Annotated in this window: 15 protein-coding genes; 4 read left to right on the forward strand and 11 right to left on the reverse strand. The window is 71.1% G+C overall.

Translation table 11 applies throughout. The annotated features are described in order from the left end of the window. Nucleotides 1-63: 63 nt before the first annotated feature. Genes LRD69_RS04390 through LRD69_RS04400 form a run of 3 tightly spaced genes read right to left on the reverse strand, consistent with a single transcriptional unit; the run spans nt 64 to nt 3,593 of the window. Nucleotides 64-852 (reverse strand): 3-oxoacyl-ACP reductase, encoded by a 789-nt coding sequence (locus LRD69_RS04390; RefSeq protein ID WP_277325223.1) that lies wholly within the window; start codon nt 850-852, stop codon nt 64-66. A gap of 6 nt (nt 853-858) precedes the next feature. Next, entirely contained in the window at nt 859-2,223 is a 1,365-nt protein-coding gene (locus tag LRD69_RS04395) for an aldehyde dehydrogenase family protein (protein ID WP_277325224.1), read from the reverse strand. Between the two features lie 8 nt (nt 2,224-2,231). After that, entirely contained in the window at nt 2,232-3,593 is a 1,362-nt protein-coding gene (locus tag LRD69_RS04400; protein ID WP_277325225.1) for a glutamine synthetase family protein, read from the reverse strand. 109 nt (nt 3,594-3,702) lie between these two features. On the opposite strand from LRD69_RS04400, the gene LRD69_RS04405 reads away from it, so the two are divergent. Next, on the forward strand, nt 3,703-4,398 hold the full coding sequence (locus LRD69_RS04405; protein WP_277325226.1) for a gamma-glutamyl-gamma-aminobutyrate hydrolase family protein: 696 nt from the start codon (nt 3,703-3,705) through the stop codon (nt 4,396-4,398). Between the two features lie 18 nt (nt 4,399-4,416). Here the strand turns inward: LRD69_RS04405 and LRD69_RS04410 are convergent, their stop codons facing one another. Both LRD69_RS04410 and LRD69_RS04415 read right to left on the reverse strand, forming a co-directional pair. Next, entirely contained in the window at nt 4,417-5,385 is a 969-nt protein-coding gene (locus LRD69_RS04410; protein WP_277325227.1) for an aminoglycoside phosphotransferase family protein, read from the reverse strand. Nucleotides 5,386-5,644: 259 nt separating this feature from the next. Beyond that, the gene (locus tag LRD69_RS04415) at nt 5,645-6,574 is read right to left on the reverse strand and encodes a LysR family transcriptional regulator (protein WP_277325228.1); all 930 of its coding nucleotides are present in this window, start codon (nt 6,572-6,574) and stop codon (nt 5,645-5,647) included. Nucleotides 6,575-6,644: 70 nt separating this feature from the next. Here LRD69_RS04415 and LRD69_RS04420 point away from each other — a divergent pair, with 70 nt between their 5' ends. Continuing rightward, the gene (locus LRD69_RS04420) at nt 6,645-7,787 is read left to right on the forward strand and encodes a TDT family transporter (RefSeq protein WP_277325229.1); all 1,143 of its coding nucleotides are present in this window, start codon (nt 6,645-6,647) and stop codon (nt 7,785-7,787) included. Here the strand turns inward: LRD69_RS04420 and LRD69_RS04425 are convergent. The 4 genes from LRD69_RS04425 to LRD69_RS04440 form a co-directional block, all read right to left on the reverse strand. After that, entirely contained in the window at nt 7,726-8,454 is a 729-nt protein-coding gene (locus LRD69_RS04425; RefSeq protein WP_277325230.1) for a helical backbone metal receptor, read from the reverse strand. The genes LRD69_RS04420 and LRD69_RS04425 overlap by 62 nt on opposite strands. An 11-nt stretch (nt 8,455-8,465) precedes the next feature. Further along, entirely contained in the window at nt 8,466-9,011 is a 546-nt protein-coding gene (locus tag LRD69_RS04430; protein WP_277325231.1) for a helix-turn-helix domain-containing protein, read from the reverse strand. A gap of 152 nt (nt 9,012-9,163) precedes the next feature. Then, entirely contained in the window at nt 9,164-11,791 is a 2,628-nt protein-coding gene (locus tag LRD69_RS04435) for an ABC transporter permease/substrate binding protein (protein WP_277325232.1), read from the reverse strand. Further along, on the reverse strand, nt 11,784-12,851 hold the full coding sequence (locus tag LRD69_RS04440) for a glycine betaine/L-proline ABC transporter ATP-binding protein (RefSeq protein WP_277329620.1): 1,068 nt from the start codon (nt 12,849-12,851) through the stop codon (nt 11,784-11,786). The genes LRD69_RS04435 and LRD69_RS04440 overlap by 8 nt, the downstream gene beginning before the upstream one ends. Before the next feature lie 287 nt (nt 12,852-13,138). Between LRD69_RS04440 and LRD69_RS04445 the strand changes: the two genes are divergently transcribed. Together LRD69_RS04445 and LRD69_RS04450 are read left to right on the forward strand one after the other, a co-directional pair. Further along, nucleotides 13,139-14,047: a 5'-3' exonuclease gene (locus LRD69_RS04445; protein WP_277329621.1), complete on the forward strand. Its 909-nt coding sequence runs from the start codon at nt 13,139-13,141 to the stop codon at nt 14,045-14,047. 46 nt (nt 14,048-14,093) lie between these two features. Further along, on the forward strand, nt 14,094-14,936 hold the full coding sequence (locus LRD69_RS04450) for a siderophore-interacting protein (protein WP_277325233.1): 843 nt from the start codon (nt 14,094-14,096) through the stop codon (nt 14,934-14,936). 92 nt (nt 14,937-15,028) lie between these two features. On the opposite strand, the gene LRD69_RS04455 is transcribed toward LRD69_RS04450, so the two are convergent. Next, entirely contained in the window at nt 15,029-15,808 is a 780-nt protein-coding gene (locus LRD69_RS04455; protein ID WP_277325234.1) for an ABC transporter permease, read from the reverse strand. Beyond that, nucleotides 15,805-16,818: an ATP-binding cassette domain-containing protein gene (locus tag LRD69_RS04460; RefSeq protein WP_277325235.1), complete on the reverse strand. Its 1,014-nt coding sequence runs from the start codon at nt 16,816-16,818 to the stop codon at nt 15,805-15,807. Before LRD69_RS04460 ends, LRD69_RS04455 begins: the two co-directional genes overlap by 4 nt. Nucleotides 16,819-16,902 lie beyond the last annotated feature (84 nt).

The following is a 16,902-nucleotide window of genomic DNA, read 5'->3' on the forward strand; positions in this document are numbered from 1 at the left end:
CGGGGGAGGGCTGTTGGGGGCGGGCGGTCGCGGGACCCCGGGCGGTCCCGCGACAGGACCTGATCAGACGGGCGTGACGTACGCGCCGGAAATGCCGCCGTCCACAACGAAGTCGGAGGCGTTGACGAACGAGGAGTCGTCGCTCGCGAGGAAGGCGACCGCCGCCGCGATCTCGGTCGCCTCGGCGAACCGGCCAACCGGGATGTGCACGAGCCGGCGCGCCGCTCGCTCCGGGTCCTTGGCGAACAGCTCCTGGAGCAGTGGGGTGTTGACCGGCCCGGGGCAGAGCGCGTTGACCCGGATGCCTTCGCGGGCGAACTGGACACCGAGCTCGCGGGACATGGCGAGCACGCCGCCCTTGGAAGCGGTGTACGAGATCTGGCTGGTGGCCGCCCCCATGATCGCCACGAACGACGCGGTGTTGATGATCGAGCCGCGGCCCTGGCGGCGCATGTAGGGAAGGGCCGCCTTGCAGCAGAGGTAGACGGAGGTGAGGTTGACGTCCTGGACGCGCTTCCATGCCTCCAGTCCGGTGGTCAGGATGGAGTCGTCGTCGGGCGGCGAGATGCCCGCGTTGTTGAAGGCGATGTCGACGGATCCGTAGGTGTCGTGGGCGGCCTTGAAGAGCGCCTCGACCTGTTCGGGGTCGGTGACATCGGTCCGTACGAAAAGTCCGCCCACCTCGTCGGCCGCGGCCTTGCCCGCGGTCTCGTCGATGTCCGCGCAGACGATGTGGGCACCCTCGGACGCCAGGCGGCGCGCGGTGGCGAGGCCGATGCCGCTGCCGGCACCGGTGATGACGGCGGTGCGGCCGACCAGGCGGCGGCAGATGTTCTCGGTGTCGGTCGTCATACTGGTTCAGGCCTCCGTGCTGAGGAAGACGTTCTTGGTTTCGGTGAAGGCGGCCAGGGCGTCGGGGCCCAGTTCCCGGCCGAGACCGGACTGCTTGTAGCCGCCGAACGGGGTCCAGTAGCGGACGCTGGAGTGCGAGTTGACGGACAGGTTCCCGGCCTGGACCGCCTGGGAGACGCGCAGCGCGCGGCCGACGTCACGGGTCCAGATGGAGCCGGCGAGACCGTACTCGGTCGCGTTCGCGAGCCGGACGGCGTCGGCTTCGTCCTCGAACGGCAGGACAACGGCGACCGGCCCGAAGACCTCTTCGGTGGCCACGGGCGAGTCGGGGCGGACATCGGTCAGCACGGTGGGCGGGAACCAGAAGCCGGGGCCCTCGGGTGCTGCGCCCCGGATCGCGGTCGCGCCCTCGGGGACGTACGACCGCACACGGTCCAGCTGGGCCCGGGAGATCAGCGGCCCCATCCCGGTCTTCTCATCGGCCGGATCGCCGACGACGACCGAGGCGACGGCCGGGGCGAGGAGATCGAGGAAGCGGTCGTAGGCGGCGCGCTGGACGAGGATGCGGGTGCGGGCGCAGCAGTCCTGGCCCGCGTTGTCGAGGAACGCCATGGGGGCGGCGGCCGCGGCCGCCTCGATGTCGGCGTCGGCGAAGACGATGTTGGGGCTCTTGCCGCCGAGTTCGAGGGTGAGCCGCTTCACACGCTCGGCGCACCTGGCCATGATCTGCTTGCCGACCCGGGTGGAGCCGGTGAAGACGATCTTGGCGACACCGGGGTGTTCGACGAGGGCGTTGCCCGTTTCGGCACCGGCTCCGGGCAGCACCTGGAAGAGATGCTCGGGCAGCCCTGCTTCCAGGGCGAGTTGGGCGAGTCGCAGTGCGGTGAGCGGGGTGGTCTCGGCGGGCTTGAGGAGGACGGCGTTGCCTGCCGCGAGGGCGGGGGCGACGCCCCAGGCGGCGATCGGCATCGGGAAGTTCCACGGGGCGATCACGCCGACGACGCCGAGGGGTTCGAGCAGGGTGAGGTCGATGCCGCCCGGGACCGGGATCTGCCGGCCGCTGAGCCGCTCGACTCCCCCGGCGGCGAATTCGAGCAGATCGCGGACGTTGCCGGCTTCCCAGCGGGCGTTGCCGAGCGTGTGGCCCGCCTCGCGGACCTCCAGCCGGGCCAGCTCCTCGCGGTGTTCGTCGACGGCCGCGGCGAAGCGGCGCAGCAGGCGGGCGCGGTCGGCGGGGGCCATCGCCGCCCAGGTGCGCTGGGCGGCCGCGGCGCGGCGCACGGCGGTGTCGGCCTCGGCCGCGGTGGTGGCGGGGACGATCGCGACGACTTCTTCGGTCGCCGGGTTGAGTACCTGATGCTCGGTGATCACGGAGTGCCTCACAGACGTTCGAAGGAGCGGCGGAGCTCCCAGTCGGTCACCGCGGCGTCGAAGGCCTCGAGTTCGACGCGCGCCATGGTGCGGTAGTGCGCGACGACGTCCTCACCGAAGGCCGCCCTGGCCAGGTCGCTCTTCTCCCAGAGTTCGGCGGCCTCGCGGAGTGTGGTGGGGACGTGGTCGTAGGCGGCGGTGTAGGCGTTTCCCTCGCAGGGGTCGGGGAGTTCGAGCTTCTGCTCGATGCCGTGCAGGCCGGCGGCGATCAGTCCGGCGACGGCGAGGTGCGGGTTGACGTCACCGCCGGGCAGCCGGTTCTCGAACCGGATCGAGCGGCCGTGGCCGACGACGCGGAGCGCACAGGTGCGGTTGTCGTGGCCCCAGGCGACCGCGGTCGGAGCGAACGAGCCGGGCTGGAAGCGTTTGTACGAGTTGATGTTCGGTGCGTAGAGGAGGGAGAACTCGCGCAGCGCGGCGAGCTGTCCGGCGAGGAAGTGGCGCATCAGCGGGGACATGCCGCCTTCTTCGCCTGCCATGACGTTGCGCCCGTCCGCGTCCTGGAGGGAGAGGTGGATGTGACAGGAATTCCCCTCGCGCTCGTTGAACTTGGCCATGAAGGTGAGTGCGACGCCCTCCTGGGCGGCGATCTCCTTGGCGCCGGTCTTGTAGACGGCGTGCTGGTCGCAGGTGACCAGGGCCTCGTCGTACCGGAAGACGATCTCGTGCTGACCGGGGTTGCACTCGCCTTTCGCGGACTCGACGGTCAGGCCCGCGGCCGCCATCTCGTTGCGGATGCGGCGCAGCAGGGGCTCGATACGGCCGGTGCCGAGGACCGAGTAGTCGATGTTGTACTGGTTGGCGGGGGTCAGACCACGGTAGTTGCGGTCCCACGCCTGTTCGTAGGTGTCCTTGAAGACGATGAATTCGAGTTCGGTGCCGACGTGGGCGGTGAAGCCGTGCCCGGCGAGGCGCTCCAGCTGACGGCGGAGGATCTGGCGGGGCGCGGCGACGACGGGCGAACCGTCCTCCCAGGCGAGGTCGGCGATGACCATGGCCGTGCCGTCGTTCCACGGGACGCGGCGCAGGGTGGTGAGGTCGGGGCGCATGGCGAAGTCGCCGTATCCGCGCTCCCAGGAGGACATGGCGTAGCCGTCGACGGTGTTCATGTCGGTGTCGACGGCGAGCAGATAGTTGCACCCCTCGGTGCCGTGTTCCAGGACCTCGTCGAGAAAGAAGCCGGCGGCGAATCGCTTGCCCTGCAGCCTTCCCTGCATGTCGGGGAAGGCCAGGACCACGGTGTCGATCTCACCGTTTCCGACAAGGACACGCAGTTCCTCGACGGCGAGCGGGGCTGTTCGGTCGGACACGGATGGATCCTCTCCTCGCAGGCCGGAAGATGATCCAAACCTATGGGTAGCGCAAGGGATTTGGATACGGTGCGCATGCGTTCCGCGTGCCGTGCGAGAGAGGGATCGGATGAACCGTCCGCTGATCGGAATCAGCGCCTATCTGGAGGGTTCGGCGCGCTGGGGTGTGTGGGACCTGCCCGCGACGCTGCTGCCGGCGGGCTACGCACGCCTGGTCCGCGCGTCGGGCGGTCTGGCCGCAGTCCTCCCGCCGGACGATCCGGACCTCGCGGCTTCGGTGGTGGCCCGGCTCGACGCGGTGGTGATCGCGGGCGGGCCCGATGTGGACCCGGCACGGTACGGGGCCGACCGGCATCCGCGGACCGGGCCGCCCGCGCCGGAGCGCGATGCCTGGGAACTGGCCCTGATCGGAGCCGCCCTGGACTCGGGTACGCCGGTGCTCGGCATCTGCCGCGGCATGCAGCTGATGAATGTGGCGTTCGGCGGCACGCTCGTCCAGCACCTGGACGGGCACACCAACCCGCTGGGCGCGGCCGGGGCCTTCGGCGAGCATGTCGTGACGCCGGTCCCGGGGACGCGCTTCGCGTCGATCGTGCCCGAGGACTCCCCCGTGCCGACCTACCATCACCAGGCCGTGGACCGGCTTGCTCCGGGCCTCGTGGCGTCGGCCCACGCGGCGGACGGAACGGTGGAGGCCGTCGAGTCCCCGGGGCCGAAGTGGGTGCTGGGGGTGCAGTGGCATCCGGAGATGGGCGACGACCTGCGGGTGATGCGGGCGCTGGTGGCGGAGGCGGCGCGCGGCTGACCCTTCGCCGGCCGATGGCTACGGCGTGCGCCGTCCGAGCCTGCCGCGCAGCCATGCCAGCGCCGCCGTCCCCTGCGCGCCCTGGAACGCCCGCACGGTCGGCAGCCCCGGCGGGTCCGGCATCAGCGCATGTGCGACGAAGTAGCCGGCGACCGCGGCCAGCACCGCGTTCACGCCCTCCGGGTCGGCGGCGCGTCCCAGAGGGTGGGTGGTGAACACGGTGTCCGGGTCGGGGCCGCCCTGGGCCGCCACGCTCGGCAGCATCGCCAGCAGATCGAACCAGGGCGCGGCTCGCAGCGCGTGGGGCCAGTCGACGAACACGACCCGGTCGTCGGTGAGCAGGATGTTGTCGGCGCGCAGGTCTCCGTGGGCGAGGCTGTCGCCGGTGGCGGGCCCGGCCCAGCCGGACTCCAGTTCCGCGAGGACGTCGAGGTGGCATACCGCCCACGGGTCGAGCCGGCCGGACGGCTGCCCGGCGTCGCGCGCGGCGCGCAGGGTGCGCCAGCCGGTGAACGACTCGGCCTCGCTGTCGGCCACGGCGGGCGCCTCGATGGGGGCCGGGGTCAGGGTCCGGTTCAGTTCGCCGATCGCGCTCAGGACGCGGTCGAGCTCGGCGGGGATCCAGGGGATGCGGGGCCGGCGGCCGTCGATGTCCTGAAGGACGAGGGCGACGCTGGTTCCGTCGTCGTACGAGCCCAGCAGTCGTGGTGCGGGAACGCCGGCCGGGAGGGCCGCGGTGTTGCGGGCCTCGGCGCGGTGCAGACGGGGGCTGGTGGGGTTCGTCGCGGCGCTGACCGCCTTCACGAACGCACGCCGGCCGTCGGCGAGGCGGATCCGGGCCGCGACGCCCGGCGAGAAGCCGCCGCTCTGGCTCCGCGCGTCGACGACGCGGGAGCCGAGGATCGACTCGACGGCGCTGCGCACGGAGTCCGGTAGGTCGGCCCACCGGTGGCGTACGCCGGTCGCGGGCGGCGCGGTGACATCCATCTGCGCATCCTCGGCCTCCGGCGGGGGTCCGGCCAACCGGTTTATGAGGGGGCGTAGGGCGTCACGCCTCCCCCGTGTTCCTGACGTTCCGCCCGCCAAGGGCTGTCCCGTCATCCCTGGCGGGCGCACGACGACAGCTGTGGCACCTCGCCGCGTTGCCGGGACGCCCGAATGCAACCGGTATGAGAACGCCCCTCCGCCTTGCGATGCACCGCATCTGACGCCGCGCGCTGATCCACCGGGGATTACGGGACAGCCCTCAGGCCCCGCCTGCCGTCAGCGACAGCAGGTCGCGCGCCGGCCCCGTGGGGCGGTGGCCCGAGGGCCACACCGCGCGCAGCTGGCGTCGCAGCCGCACTCCCGCCACGGGGATCTTCACGAGTCGGCGTGACGACAGTTCCTCCCCCAGGGCCAGTTCGCTCAGTACGCACGGGCCCGCGCCGCTCTCCGCCGCACCCTTCACCGCGGTCGTCGACGACAGTTCCAGCAGGGGCTGCGCCAGACCGCCGTGCACGGCGAGCGCCGCGTCCAGGACCTGCCGCGTGCCGGAGCCGCGCTCGCGCAGGATCAGCGGGGTCGCGGCCAGCTCCTGCGGGGTCAGCGGGGTGCGGCGGGCTGCCCAGGCGTGCGACGGGGCGACCACGACGACGAGCCGGTCGTGGGCGATGACCGTACCGTCGAGGCCTTCCGGCACGGACAGGCCCTCCACGAATCCGAGGTCGGCCTCCCCCGCGCGCAGCCGCTGTGCCACCGCCGTCGAGTTGCCGGCGAGCAGCGAGACCGCGGTGTCCGGCCGTCCCGTGCGCAGCGCGATCAGCCAGCCGGGCAGCAGATATTCGGCGATGGTCATGGAGGCGGCGACCCGGAGCCGGGAGTCGCGCCGGTCGCGCAGCGCCTGCGCGCCCACGTCGAACGCCTCGGCGGCCTCGACGATCCGGCGCGCCCAGTCGGTGACGAGCGCGCCCGCGTCGGTGAGCCGGGAGCCGCGCGGCGAGCGGTCGAGGAGGGCCACGCCGAGCTGCCGCTCCATCGACCGGATGCGGCTGCTCGCGGCGGGCTGGGTGATGCCGACGTCCCGCGCGGCCCGACCGAGGCTGCCGTGCCGGGCCACGGCGAGCAGCAGCTCCAGGGCTCCGAGATCGGGAACCCGGTGGGAGAGGAGGACCGGTTCCGGTGCGTCGCTGGGCATAAAGCCAGCTTATGACCTCATAGAGACGAGATCCCTGGCGGGAGGGGGCACCCGGAAACAGGATCGTGGCATGGCCATCTTTCCGCGCGTTCTCGCCCCGTACTCCACCGCGCTGCGGTTCCCGTCCCTGAGGCATCTGGGCCCCAACTGGTACGCCGCGGTGATGGGCACCTCGATCGTCGCGAGCGCCGGTGCGGCGCTGCCCGTGCACATCCCCGGGCTGCGTACGGCCTGCGTGCTGGTGTGGATGCTCGCGGCGGTGCTTCTCGTCGCCGTTCTCGCCGGCCGCACCGGACACTGGATGGCCCACCGCGACCAGGCCCGCGCCCATCTCCTCGACCCGGCCGTCGCCCCGTTCTACGGCTGCCTCTCGATGGCGCTGCTGGCCGTCGGCGGCTCCACCCTGGTGGTCGGCGGGGACGTCGTCGGGCATCGGGCGGCCCTCGCCGTGGACGTGGTGCTCTACACCGCGGGCACGGCCGTCGGCCTGGTCGCCGCGGTCGCGATCCCGTATCTGATGGTCGTGCGCCACCGTCCGGCGCCCGGTACGGCGTCGCCGGTCTGGCTGCTGCCGGTGGTGGCGCCGATGGTCTCCGCGGCGCTCGGCCCGTTGCTGGTGCCGGAACTGCCCGCCGGTCAGTGGCGGGAGGCGATGCTGCTCGCCTGCTACGCGATGTTCGGGCTGAGCCTGCTGGCGACGCTGGTGATGCTGCCGCTGATCTTCGCGCGGCTGGTCCACCACGGGCCGCTGCCGCCGGCCCTGGCCCCCACGCTGTTCCTGGTCCTGGGTCCGCTGGGGCAGTCGACGACCGCGGTCAATCAGCTCGCCGATGTGGCGCCGGGCGCGATCCCGGCGCCGTACGTCTCCGCGCTCGGGGCGTTCGCCGTGCTGTACGGCGTGCCGGTGATGGGGTTCGCACTGCTGTGGCTGGCGCTGGCCACCGCGATGGTGGTGCGGGCCGCACGGGACGGCATGACGTTCGGCATGACCTGGTGGGGCTTCACGTTCCCGGTCGGTACGTGCGTCACGGGCGCTGCGGGACTGGCCCGGCACACCGGTCTGACGGCGTTCACCTGGCTGGCCGTCGCACTGTACGTACTGCTGGTGGCGGCCTGGGCGACCGCGGGGCTGCGCACGGTGCGCGGGCTGTTCAGCGGAGCGCTGCTCGCAGCACCGCAGGCGCCCCGGCCAGTGACGGCCCGTACCACGTGAGACAGCGCCCGTCGACGAGCGCGGCGGGCATTGCGGGGAAGGCCTCCGGTCCGTCGGTCGCGGTGAAGCGGTACGGCTCGTCTGGCAGCACGACCAGGTCGGCACCTGCCGCGTTCAGTTCGTCGAGCGGGATGCGGGGGTAGCGCTCGGGGTGGTCCGCGTACACGTTCCGGACGCCGAGCCGGGCCAGCAGATCGCCCGCGAACGTGTCGCGGCCGAGCACCATCCAGGGTCTGCGCCAGATCGGCACGATCGCGCGGCGCGCTGCGCCCGGCGGCGGGAGCGCCGCCCAGGCGGTCTCGGACTCGTCGAGCCAGCGGGGCCTGGCCAGGCCGCAGCCGGACACCAGGACCCGGTCCAGTTCGGCGAAGGCCTGGTCGAGGGTGCGGATCTCGGTGGTGAGGACCTCGACGCCCGCGGCGCGGAGCGCGGCGAGGTCGGGCGGACGGTTCTCCTCCTCGTTGGCGAGGACGAGATCGGGGCGGAGCGCGACGACGGCGGCCACGTCGGGGTTCTTGGTGCCGCCGATACGTGCGGCGGTCAGGCCGGCGGGGTGGGTGCACCAGTCGGTGACACCGACGAGGAGGCCGGGGGCCGTGGCGGCGACGGCCTCGGTGAGCGAGGGGACCAGGGAGACGACGCGGAGCGCAGGCGTCGGAACGGACACCGGTCCGGGCCTCAGCGTCTCGGGTCGTTCGTGGCGTCGACGTGCTCGGCGACCGCGACGAGCAGCAGTCGCGTCCCCGGCACCGTGGCCCGCCAGCGGTGCCGCACCCCACCCGACAGGAACAGCGTGTCGCCGCGCTCCAGGCGATAGGCCTGCCCCTCGGCCTCCACCTCCGCGGCACCGTCCACCACGTACATCACCTCGTCGTTGCGGTGCTGGAACTCCCGGCCGAGGTCGATCTCCCCGGTGAACTCCAGCGCGCTGAGCTGGTGCCGCCCGCGCACCACCCGGCGCACCCCGTCCCCCGCGCCCGCCCGGACCACCTCGACGGCACGCGCCGAGTCGGCAGCGGCGCACAGCCGTGCCGTGGTGGTCTCCAGGGCGTCGGCCACCCGGTCCAGCGACCGGGCGCTGGGCCGGGCCCGCTCGTTCTCGATCTGGCTGAGGAACGGCACGGACAGGCCGCTGCGGCTCGCGACCGCGGCCAGTGTGAGCCCCAGGGATCTGCGCCGCCGGCGGACCGCGGCGCCCACGCGGAGTGATTCCTTGTCGTCCATGTCCAGCTCCCTCCCGACTCATCATCCTTCCGGCTGCCAGCACCTTACGCACACGGTTGCGCAAGGACGGCCGGTAAATGAACATCGCGACAGCCGGAAGGGGTGGGCCCGCCCTCATGGCGGCGCCCACCCCTTCCGGCTGTTCCGGTCCCCTACTGGGGAGCCATCGTGTCCGCGATGCCCGGATTCTTGTCCATCCAGGCCTTCACGGCTTCCTCCTCGTGACCCGTACCGCGCTGCTGGATCTCGTTCTCCAGTCCGGCCAGCTGCTGCTCGCTGAGCTTGAAGTCCTTGAACCACTTGGTCAGCTGCGGGTAGTTCTTCGGGAAGTCCTTGCTCGCGATCGTGCGGATCGTGTCGCCGTTGCCGAAGGCCTTCTTCGGGTCCTTCAGCTTCGTGAGGTCGTACTCGTTGTACGCCCAGTGCGGCGTCCAGAGCATGACCGCGATCGGCTCCTTCTTGGCGTACGCGCGCTTCAGCTCGGCGAGCATCGACGGCGTGGAGCTGTCGACGACCTTGTACTCCTTGTCGAGGCCGTAGGCGGGCAGCACGTTGTTCTTCAGGTTGGCCATGGTGGCCGTGCCGGGCTCGATGCCGATGATGCGGTTCTGGAACTCGTCGCCCCGGCCCTTGAGGTCCTTGTACGACGTGATGCCCTTGACGTACGAGGGGACGGCGATCTCCAGCGAGGTCGGCCCGTACCACGATCCGAGGTCGGTGAGCCGGGAGCCGTACGTGTTCCAGTAGTTCTTCTGGGTGTACGGCAGCCAGCCGTCGAACTGCACGTCGAGCTGGCCGCGGGACATCGCGGCATACATCGGGCCGACCTCGAACTGCTTCAGGTCGATCTTGTAGCCGCGCTGCTCCAGGACGGCCTTCCACAGGTACGTGGCGGCGATGTCCTCCTCCCAGGGGAACCAGGCCATCTCGACCGTGCGGTCGCGCTCGTCCTTGCCGCTCGCGCCCTTCGCCGCCGCGGCCACGGGCGTCCACTTGTCGGCGACGCCCGGGTTCTCCTTCAGCCAGGCGCGGACCGCGTCCTGCTCCTTGCCCTTGCCGGTCGTCTGGATCTTCGCCTCAAGACTCGTGAGCTGGTCCTCGCTCATCTTGAAGTTCTTGAGCCAGTTGCCGACCTCGGGGTTGTCGTCGGCGAAGCCCTTGCGGGTCAGGGTGTGGATGCCGTCGCCCTTGCCCCAGAGGTTCTTGGGGTCCTTGAGCTTCGTGAGGTCGTACTGGTTGTACGCCCAGTGCGGCGACCACAGCGGGATGACGATCGGTTCCTTCTTGGCGTACGCACGCTTCAGCTCGGCGAGCATCGACGGCGTGGAGCCGTCGACGACCTTGTACTCCTTGTCGAGGCCGTAGCCCGGCAGGATCTTGTCCTTGAGCAGGCCCGTCTCACCGGCGCTCGGCTCGATGCCGACGATGCGGCCCTTGAAGTCGGACGCCTTGCCCTTGAGGTCGTCGAGCGAGTCGACGCCCTTCACGTACGAGGGGACGGCCAGCTCCAGGGAGGTGGGGCCGTACCAGGAGCCCATGTCGTCCAGGCGGTCCCGGTACTTCTTCCAGTACGTGGCGTGGGTGACCGGGAGCCAGGAGTCGGTCTCGAAGTCGATCTGGCCGCCCGCCATACCGGTGTAGAGCGCACCGGCCTCGTACTGCTTGGCGTCGACCTCGAAGCCGCGCCGCTCCAGCAGCTCCTTCCACAGGAAGGTGGAGGCGATGCCCTCGTCCCACGGGATGTACCCCATGGTGATCTTCTTGCCCTTGCCGATGTCCGTGGCCGAGGTGGCCGCGCCGGTGTCCTGCTTCGCCGTACCGAACATGCCCATGCCGCCTGCGACGAGGGCGAGGACGACGACACCGACGACCGCGACGGCGGGCTGCGGGCGGTAGTTCCAGATCTTCAGTCCGCCGGCCAGCGACTGGGCCCTGGCGAGCGCGCGGCGGGCCAGCGGGGAGACCTCGCGGCCGAGCGCGCCGGTCATCCGGTCCAGGTACATGGCGAGGATGACGATGGAGACACCCGCCTCGAAACCGAGGCCGACGTCGACGTTGCCGATGGCGCGGTACACGGAGCCGCCGAGGCCGCCGCCGCCGACCATGCCGGCGATGACCACCATGGACAGGCCCAGCATGATGACCTGGTTGATGCCCGCCATGATCGTGGGCAGCGCGAGCGGCAACTGTACCCGCAGCAGAGTGTTGCGCGAGGTGGTGCCGAAGGCCTCGGCCGCCTCGACGAGTTCGCCGTCGACCTGGCGGATGCCGAGCTCGGTCATCCGGACGCCCGGGGGCAGGGCGAAGATGATGGTGGCGATGATGCCCGGGACGACGCCGACGCCGAAGAAGATGACGCCGGGGATCAGATAGACCATGGCGGGCATGGTCTGCATGAAGTCGAGCACCGGCCGGGTCACCGCGGAGACGGCCTTGGAGCGTGCCGCCCAGATGCCGAGCGGCACGGCCAGCACGAGCGTGACGAGGGTGGCGACGAGCACCAGGGTGAGGGTGTCCATCGCTTCGTCCCACAACTCGATCGAGTCGATGAGCGCGAAGCCCACGAAGGCGAGTACACCCGCGAGGAGACCGCGCAGCCACCAGGCGACGACGGCGAGGATCCCCGCGAAGAGCAGCGGGGCGGGGGCGGAGAGCACGGCGGCTATGCCGTCGAACATGCCGCTGACGACCGAGCTGATCGCATCGAACAGCCAGGCCAGGTGGGTCTGCAGCCAGTCGACCGCACTGTCCACCCATTCACCGAGCGGGATCCTAAACATCGGCGGCCACCTTCTTCACGGTGGTGGCGGCAGCCGGCGGGACCTCGATGGGGCTCATCGGCTCGCCGAGGACGGCGAGCAGCCGGGACCGGGGCACGACGCCGACGAGCTCGCCGTCGGCGTCGGTCACGGCGACCGCGACTCCGCTGCGCGAGCAGGGCGTGAACAGCTCGATGATCGGGGTGGACTCGGAGACCGTGGCCGGCGCCGACCGGAGGATGTCCGCGGGGGTACGGAGCTCCGTGCCGTCGTCCGCCTCGGTGCCCAGGACGGTGTGCGGCTCGGCCATGACGGCGCCCGCGGTCAGCACCCGGGAGCGGTCGACGTCCTGGGTGAAGGAGGCGACGTAGTCGTTGGCCGGGGTGACGAGGATGTCCTCGGCCGTCCCGAGCTGGACGATCTTTCCGTCCCGCATCACAGCGATCCGGTCACCGAGGCGCATGGCCTCGTTGAGGTCGTGCGTGATGAAGACGATGGTCTTCTTGAGCCTCTTCTGCAGTTCGAGCAGCTGATCCTGCATGTCGCGGCGGATCAGCGGGTCGAGCGCGCTGAAGGACTCGTCCATCAGCAGCAGATCGGCGTCCGTGGCGAGCGCGCGGGCCAAGCCGACACGCTGCTGCATGCCGCCGGAGAGCTCGTCGGGCCAGGACTTCTCCCAGCCGGCGAGGCCGGTCAGCTCCAGCGCCTCGGCGGCACGCTTCTCGCGCTGGGCGCGCGGCACTCCCTGGACCTCCAGGCCGTACGCGGCGTTCTCCAGGACGCTGCGGTGCGGGAAGAGGGCGAAGTGCTGGAAGACCATGCTGATCTTCGAGGAGCGCACGTGGCGGAGTTCACGGGGACTCAGGGCGGTCAGGTCCTGGCCGTCGAACAGCACGCGTCCGGCTGTGGGGTCCAGCAGTCCGTTGAGCATCCGCAGCAACGTGGACTTGCCGGATCCGGACAGACCCATCACGACGAAGATCTGCCCCGGTTCGACGGTGAACGAGGCGTCGATCACCGCTGCGGTCGTTCCGTCGGCGCGCAGCTCGTCGCGGTCCGTGCCGCTCTCGAGTTTCCGCACGGCTTGATCGGGTCGTCTGCCGAACACCTTGTACAGGTGGTCGGCTTGCAGCCTTGACACATACACCTCACGCGTTGAACCGAAAACGGTCTGCCACCCCCGCCTGCAGACCGTGGAGCGGTGCGGAATCGGTCCGCTTGGCACATGCAGTAGTTGAAACTGCGACGTGATCCGCTCCGATGGCGCGCCTGCCCCCACCGAAACAAGCCAAACGGAAGAGTGATCCAGTTCACCTTCCGGTCGGTGTCAGTGGGGTGCGGCATGATCGGGGTGTGACGCGACGCCTGATGCTCCTCGACACCGCCTCCCTCTACTACCGCGCCTACTTCGGCGTCCCCGATTCGGTGCGCGCGCCGGACGGCACGCCGGTCAACGCCGTGCGCGGACTGCTCGACTTCATCGCGCGGCTCGTCCAGGACCACCGGCCGGACGAACTGGTGGCCTGCATGGACGCGGACTGGCGGCCGCACTGGCGGGTCGAGCTGATCCCCTCGTACAAGGCGCACCGCGTCGCCGTGGAGACCGCCGAGGAACTGCCCGACGAGGAGGAGACCCCCGACACGCTGGCCCCGCAGGTCCCGGTGATCGAGGACGTCCTCGACGCACTCGGTATCGCCCGGGTCGGTGTCGCGCACTACGAGGCGGACGACGTGATCGGCACGCTCACCCGTCTCGCCACCGGCCCGGTGGACATCGTCACCGGCGACCGGGATCTCTACCAGCTGGTCGACGACGCCCGCGGGGTGCGGGTGCTCTACCCGCTCAAGGGTGTCGGGTCGCTGCAGCTGACGGACGAGGCGTGGCTGCGCGAGAAGTACGGGGTGGACGGCTCCGGCTATGCCGACCTGGCGCTGCTGCGCGGCGACCCGAGCGACGGCCTGCCGGGCGTCCCCGGCATCGGTGAGAAGACGGCGGCGAAGCTGCTGGACGCCTTCGGTGATCTCGCCGGGATCATGGCAGCGGTGGACGATCCGGCGGCCCGGCTGACCCCCTCGCAGCGCAAGCGGCTCGACGAGGCGCGCGACTATGTGGCCGTCGCACCGACGGTGGTCCGGGTCGCCGGTGACGTACCGCTGCCCGCGTTCGATCCCGCGCTGCCCACCTCGCCGCGCGATCCCGCCGCCCTCGAGGCTCTGGCCGGCCGGTGGGGGCTCGGCGGGGCGCTGCAGCGCCTGCTGTCCACGCTCCGCACATGAAGTGCTAGCTTAGGTAAGCCTAAGCATTCGGAGCAGGGAGAACCTCGTGGCAGAACGACCGGCGCGGCAGGCACCCACGGCGCAGGGGGCCCAGGTCCTGCGCACCGAGCGGATCACGCCGCACATGATGCGCGTGGTGCTCGGCGGCGACGGCCTGGCCGACTTCACGCTGTCCGGGTTCTCCGACCACTACGTCAAGCTCTGCTTCGCCCCCGAAGGTGCCGACTATGCGCACCCCTTCGACATGGCCCGCATCCGCGAGGAGTACCCGCGCGAGCTGTGGCCCACCACCCGCACCTACACGGTCCGGTCCTGGGACCCGGCCGCCCGCGAGATGACGATCGACTTCGTGGTGCACGGCGACGAGGGCCTGGCAGGCCCGTGGGCGCTGCGGGCGGCCCCCGGCGACCCGGTGACGTTCCTGGGCCCCGGTGGCGGCTACGGGCCGGACGCGTCGGCGGACTGGCATCTCCTGGCCGGCGACGAGAGCGCCCTGCCGGCGATCGCCGCGGCGCTCGAGCAGATGCCCGCGGGCGCGGTGGCCCACGCGTACATCGAGGTGGCGGACGCCTCCGAGGAGCAGAAGGTCGAGGCGGCCGAAGGGGTGCAGCTCACCTGGCTGCACCGCGGTGACCGGCCGGTCGGCGAGGCCCTGACCGCGGCGGTGAAGTCGCTGGACTTCCCGGCGGGCGAGGTTCAGGCGTTCGTGCACGGCGAGGCGGGCTTCGTGAAGGAGATCCGCCGCCACCTGCGCCTCGACCGGAAGATCCCGCTGCAGCAGCTGTCGATCTCCGGTTACTGGCGCCTCGGCCAGAACGACGACGCGTGGCGCTCGGTGAAGCGGGAGTGGAACGCACAGGTGGAGCGCGAGGAGCAGATCGCCGCGTAGGCTCCGGCGGCCGCTGGACCGCTGCGGGTCCGCGCGGCCGAGCCGGCCCGGGACAACGATCCCGGACCGGCTCCGTGCCTCGGCGTCCGCCGTCAGACGGACTTCTGGTACGAGCGGAAGGTGCGAGTCGACAGCCACACCGCCGACACCGCGAGGACCAGCAGCGCTCCCCCGCGGCTGAGCACCAGGCCCAGGTCGGGGTCGGCGGTGAGCGCGGAACGGCCCGCCACCATCGCCCAGTTGACCGGGTTGAAGTCGGCGATGTGCCGCATCCAGGACGGCATCTGGCTCGGCGCCATGAACGAGGACGAGAGGAAGGTCAGCGGCAGCAGCAGGAAGGTGTTGATGCCGATGATCGACTCACGCTGGCGGACCAGCATCCCCAGAGCGTTGGAGAGCGCGCCGAAGACGGTGGCGAGCAGGATCGACGCGACGAGGAGGATCATCAGCCCGCCGGCGCCGCCGGGATACCTGGCGCCGGCAGCCCAGCCGAGCAGCACGATGATCACCGACTGCACGGCGGTGCTGATGCCGTTCTGCACGACGTTGGCGTTCATCAGCGCGTTCCGGCTGACCGGAGTGGTCAGGAAACGGTTGAGCGTGCCCCGCTCGATCTCCTCCAGGGTCCCCATCCCGGCCCACATGCTCGATCCGAGCGCGCTCATCACCACGATGCCCGGGATCAGGTAGTCCAGATAGGACGTGGTGCCGAAGCCGCCGAGCTCGACGACCTTCTTGAAGAGGTTGCCGAACAGGAACAGCCAGATCACCGGCTGGATCAGGGAGATGGCCAGGAAGACGGGCTGCCTGATGATCGCCATCAGCTGACGCTGAGTCATGTACCAGGTTTGGGCGAGGGTCTGACTGCTCATCGGGCGCCTCCTGCGGCGATCGGAGCGAGGGCCTGCCCGTCACCTGCGGCCTCGGCCTCGGAGAAGCGGCGTCCGGCGTAGCGCAGATAGACGTCGTCGAGGGAGGGGCGGGCCACGGTGGCGGCGACGACCGACGCTCCGGCCCGCTCCAGGGTGGTGAGCAGGAGGGGGACGGCGGCGGCGCCGTCCTCGGCGCGGACGCTCACCCGGCGGCCGTCGGCCAGCACCTCGTACACCCCGGGCACTTCGGCGAGGGCGGCGGTGACCGCCGCACGGTCGCCGTCGGCGCGCAGCTCCATGTGCACGGCATCGCCCCGGAGTTCACCCTTGAGCTCGTCGGGGGTGCCCTCGACGACGATCCGGCCGCGGTCGACGATCGCGATGCGTTCGGCCAGCCGGTCGGCCTCTTCCAGGTAGTGCGTGGTGAGCACGATGGTGAGGCCCTCGTCGCCGGCCAGCCGGGAGATCTCGTCCCACATGGCTGCGCGGGCCTCGGGGTCGAGTCCGGTGGTGGGCTCGTCGAGGAACAGCACCTCGGGCCGGTGGACCAGACCGAGGGCCACGTCGAGACGGCGCTGCATGCCGCCGGAGTACCCCTTTACCTGGCGCTTGGCGGCGTCGGCGAGGTCGAAGCGGTCCAGCAGCTCGTCGGCGCGGCGCTGCACCGCGGCGCCCCGCATCCCGTAGAGCCTGCCCTGCAGCAGCAGGTTCTCCCGGCCGGTGGCGACCGGGTCGGCGCCGGACTTCTGGGCGACGACACCGATCGCGCGGCGGACCCGGTCGGGATGGCGCAGGACGTCGTGTCCGGCGACCGTCGCCGCGCCGGAGTCGGGGCGGGCGAGGGTGGTGAGGATCTTCACGGTGGTGGACTTTCCGGCGCCGTTGGGGCCGAGGAGTCCGAAGACCGAGCCGGCACCGACGGTGAGGTCCATGCCGTTCAGTGCGGTGACATCGCCGGGATAGGTCTTGATCAGTTGTCGCGCCTCTACTGCGGGCGCACGGGTGCTCATGACAGAGCTCTCCTGTGGTCAGCGGGGTGTTCGGGCATGCCGAACCGATCCGCGTGAAGAGCGCCGGGCTATCCTGGGTGTGCC

The organism is Streptomyces sp. JH14, from assembly GCF_029428675.1.
Classification (GTDB): Bacteria; Actinomycetota; Actinomycetes; order Streptomycetales; family Streptomycetaceae; genus Streptomyces.

What these genes read in the sequence shown, in the direction of transcription:
- LRD69_RS04460 (WP_277325235.1), bottom strand. Translation starts at nt 16,818, where the DNA reads ATGAGCACCCGTGCGCCCGCAGTAGAGGCGCGACAACTGATCAAGACC.
- LRD69_RS04415 (WP_277325228.1), bottom strand. Translation starts at nt 6,574, where the DNA reads ATGCCCAGCGACGCACCGGAACCGGTCCTCCTCTCCCACCGGGTTCCC.
- LRD69_RS04435 (WP_277325232.1), bottom strand. Translation starts at nt 11,791, where the DNA reads ATGTTTAGGATCCCGCTCGGTGAATGGGTGGACAGTGCGGTCGACTGG.
- LRD69_RS04430 (WP_277325231.1), bottom strand. Translation starts at nt 9,011, where the DNA reads ATGGACGACAAGGAATCACTCCGCGTGGGCGCCGCGGTCCGCCGGCGG.
- LRD69_RS04420 (WP_277325229.1), top strand. Translation starts at nt 6,645, where the DNA reads ATGGCCATCTTTCCGCGCGTTCTCGCCCCGTACTCCACCGCGCTGCGG.
- LRD69_RS04405 (WP_277325226.1), top strand. Translation starts at nt 3,703, where the DNA reads ATGAACCGTCCGCTGATCGGAATCAGCGCCTATCTGGAGGGTTCGGCG.
- LRD69_RS04455 (WP_277325234.1), bottom strand. Translation starts at nt 15,808, where the DNA reads ATGAGCAGTCAGACCCTCGCCCAAACCTGGTACATGACTCAGCGTCAG.
- LRD69_RS04445 (WP_277329621.1), top strand. Translation starts at nt 13,139, where the DNA reads ATGCTCCTCGACACCGCCTCCCTCTACTACCGCGCCTACTTCGGCGTC.
- LRD69_RS04390 (WP_277325223.1), bottom strand. Translation starts at nt 852, where the DNA reads ATGACGACCGACACCGAGAACATCTGCCGCCGCCTGGTCGGCCGCACC.
- LRD69_RS04410 (WP_277325227.1), bottom strand. Translation starts at nt 5,385, where the DNA reads ATGGATGTCACCGCGCCGCCCGCGACCGGCGTACGCCACCGGTGGGCC.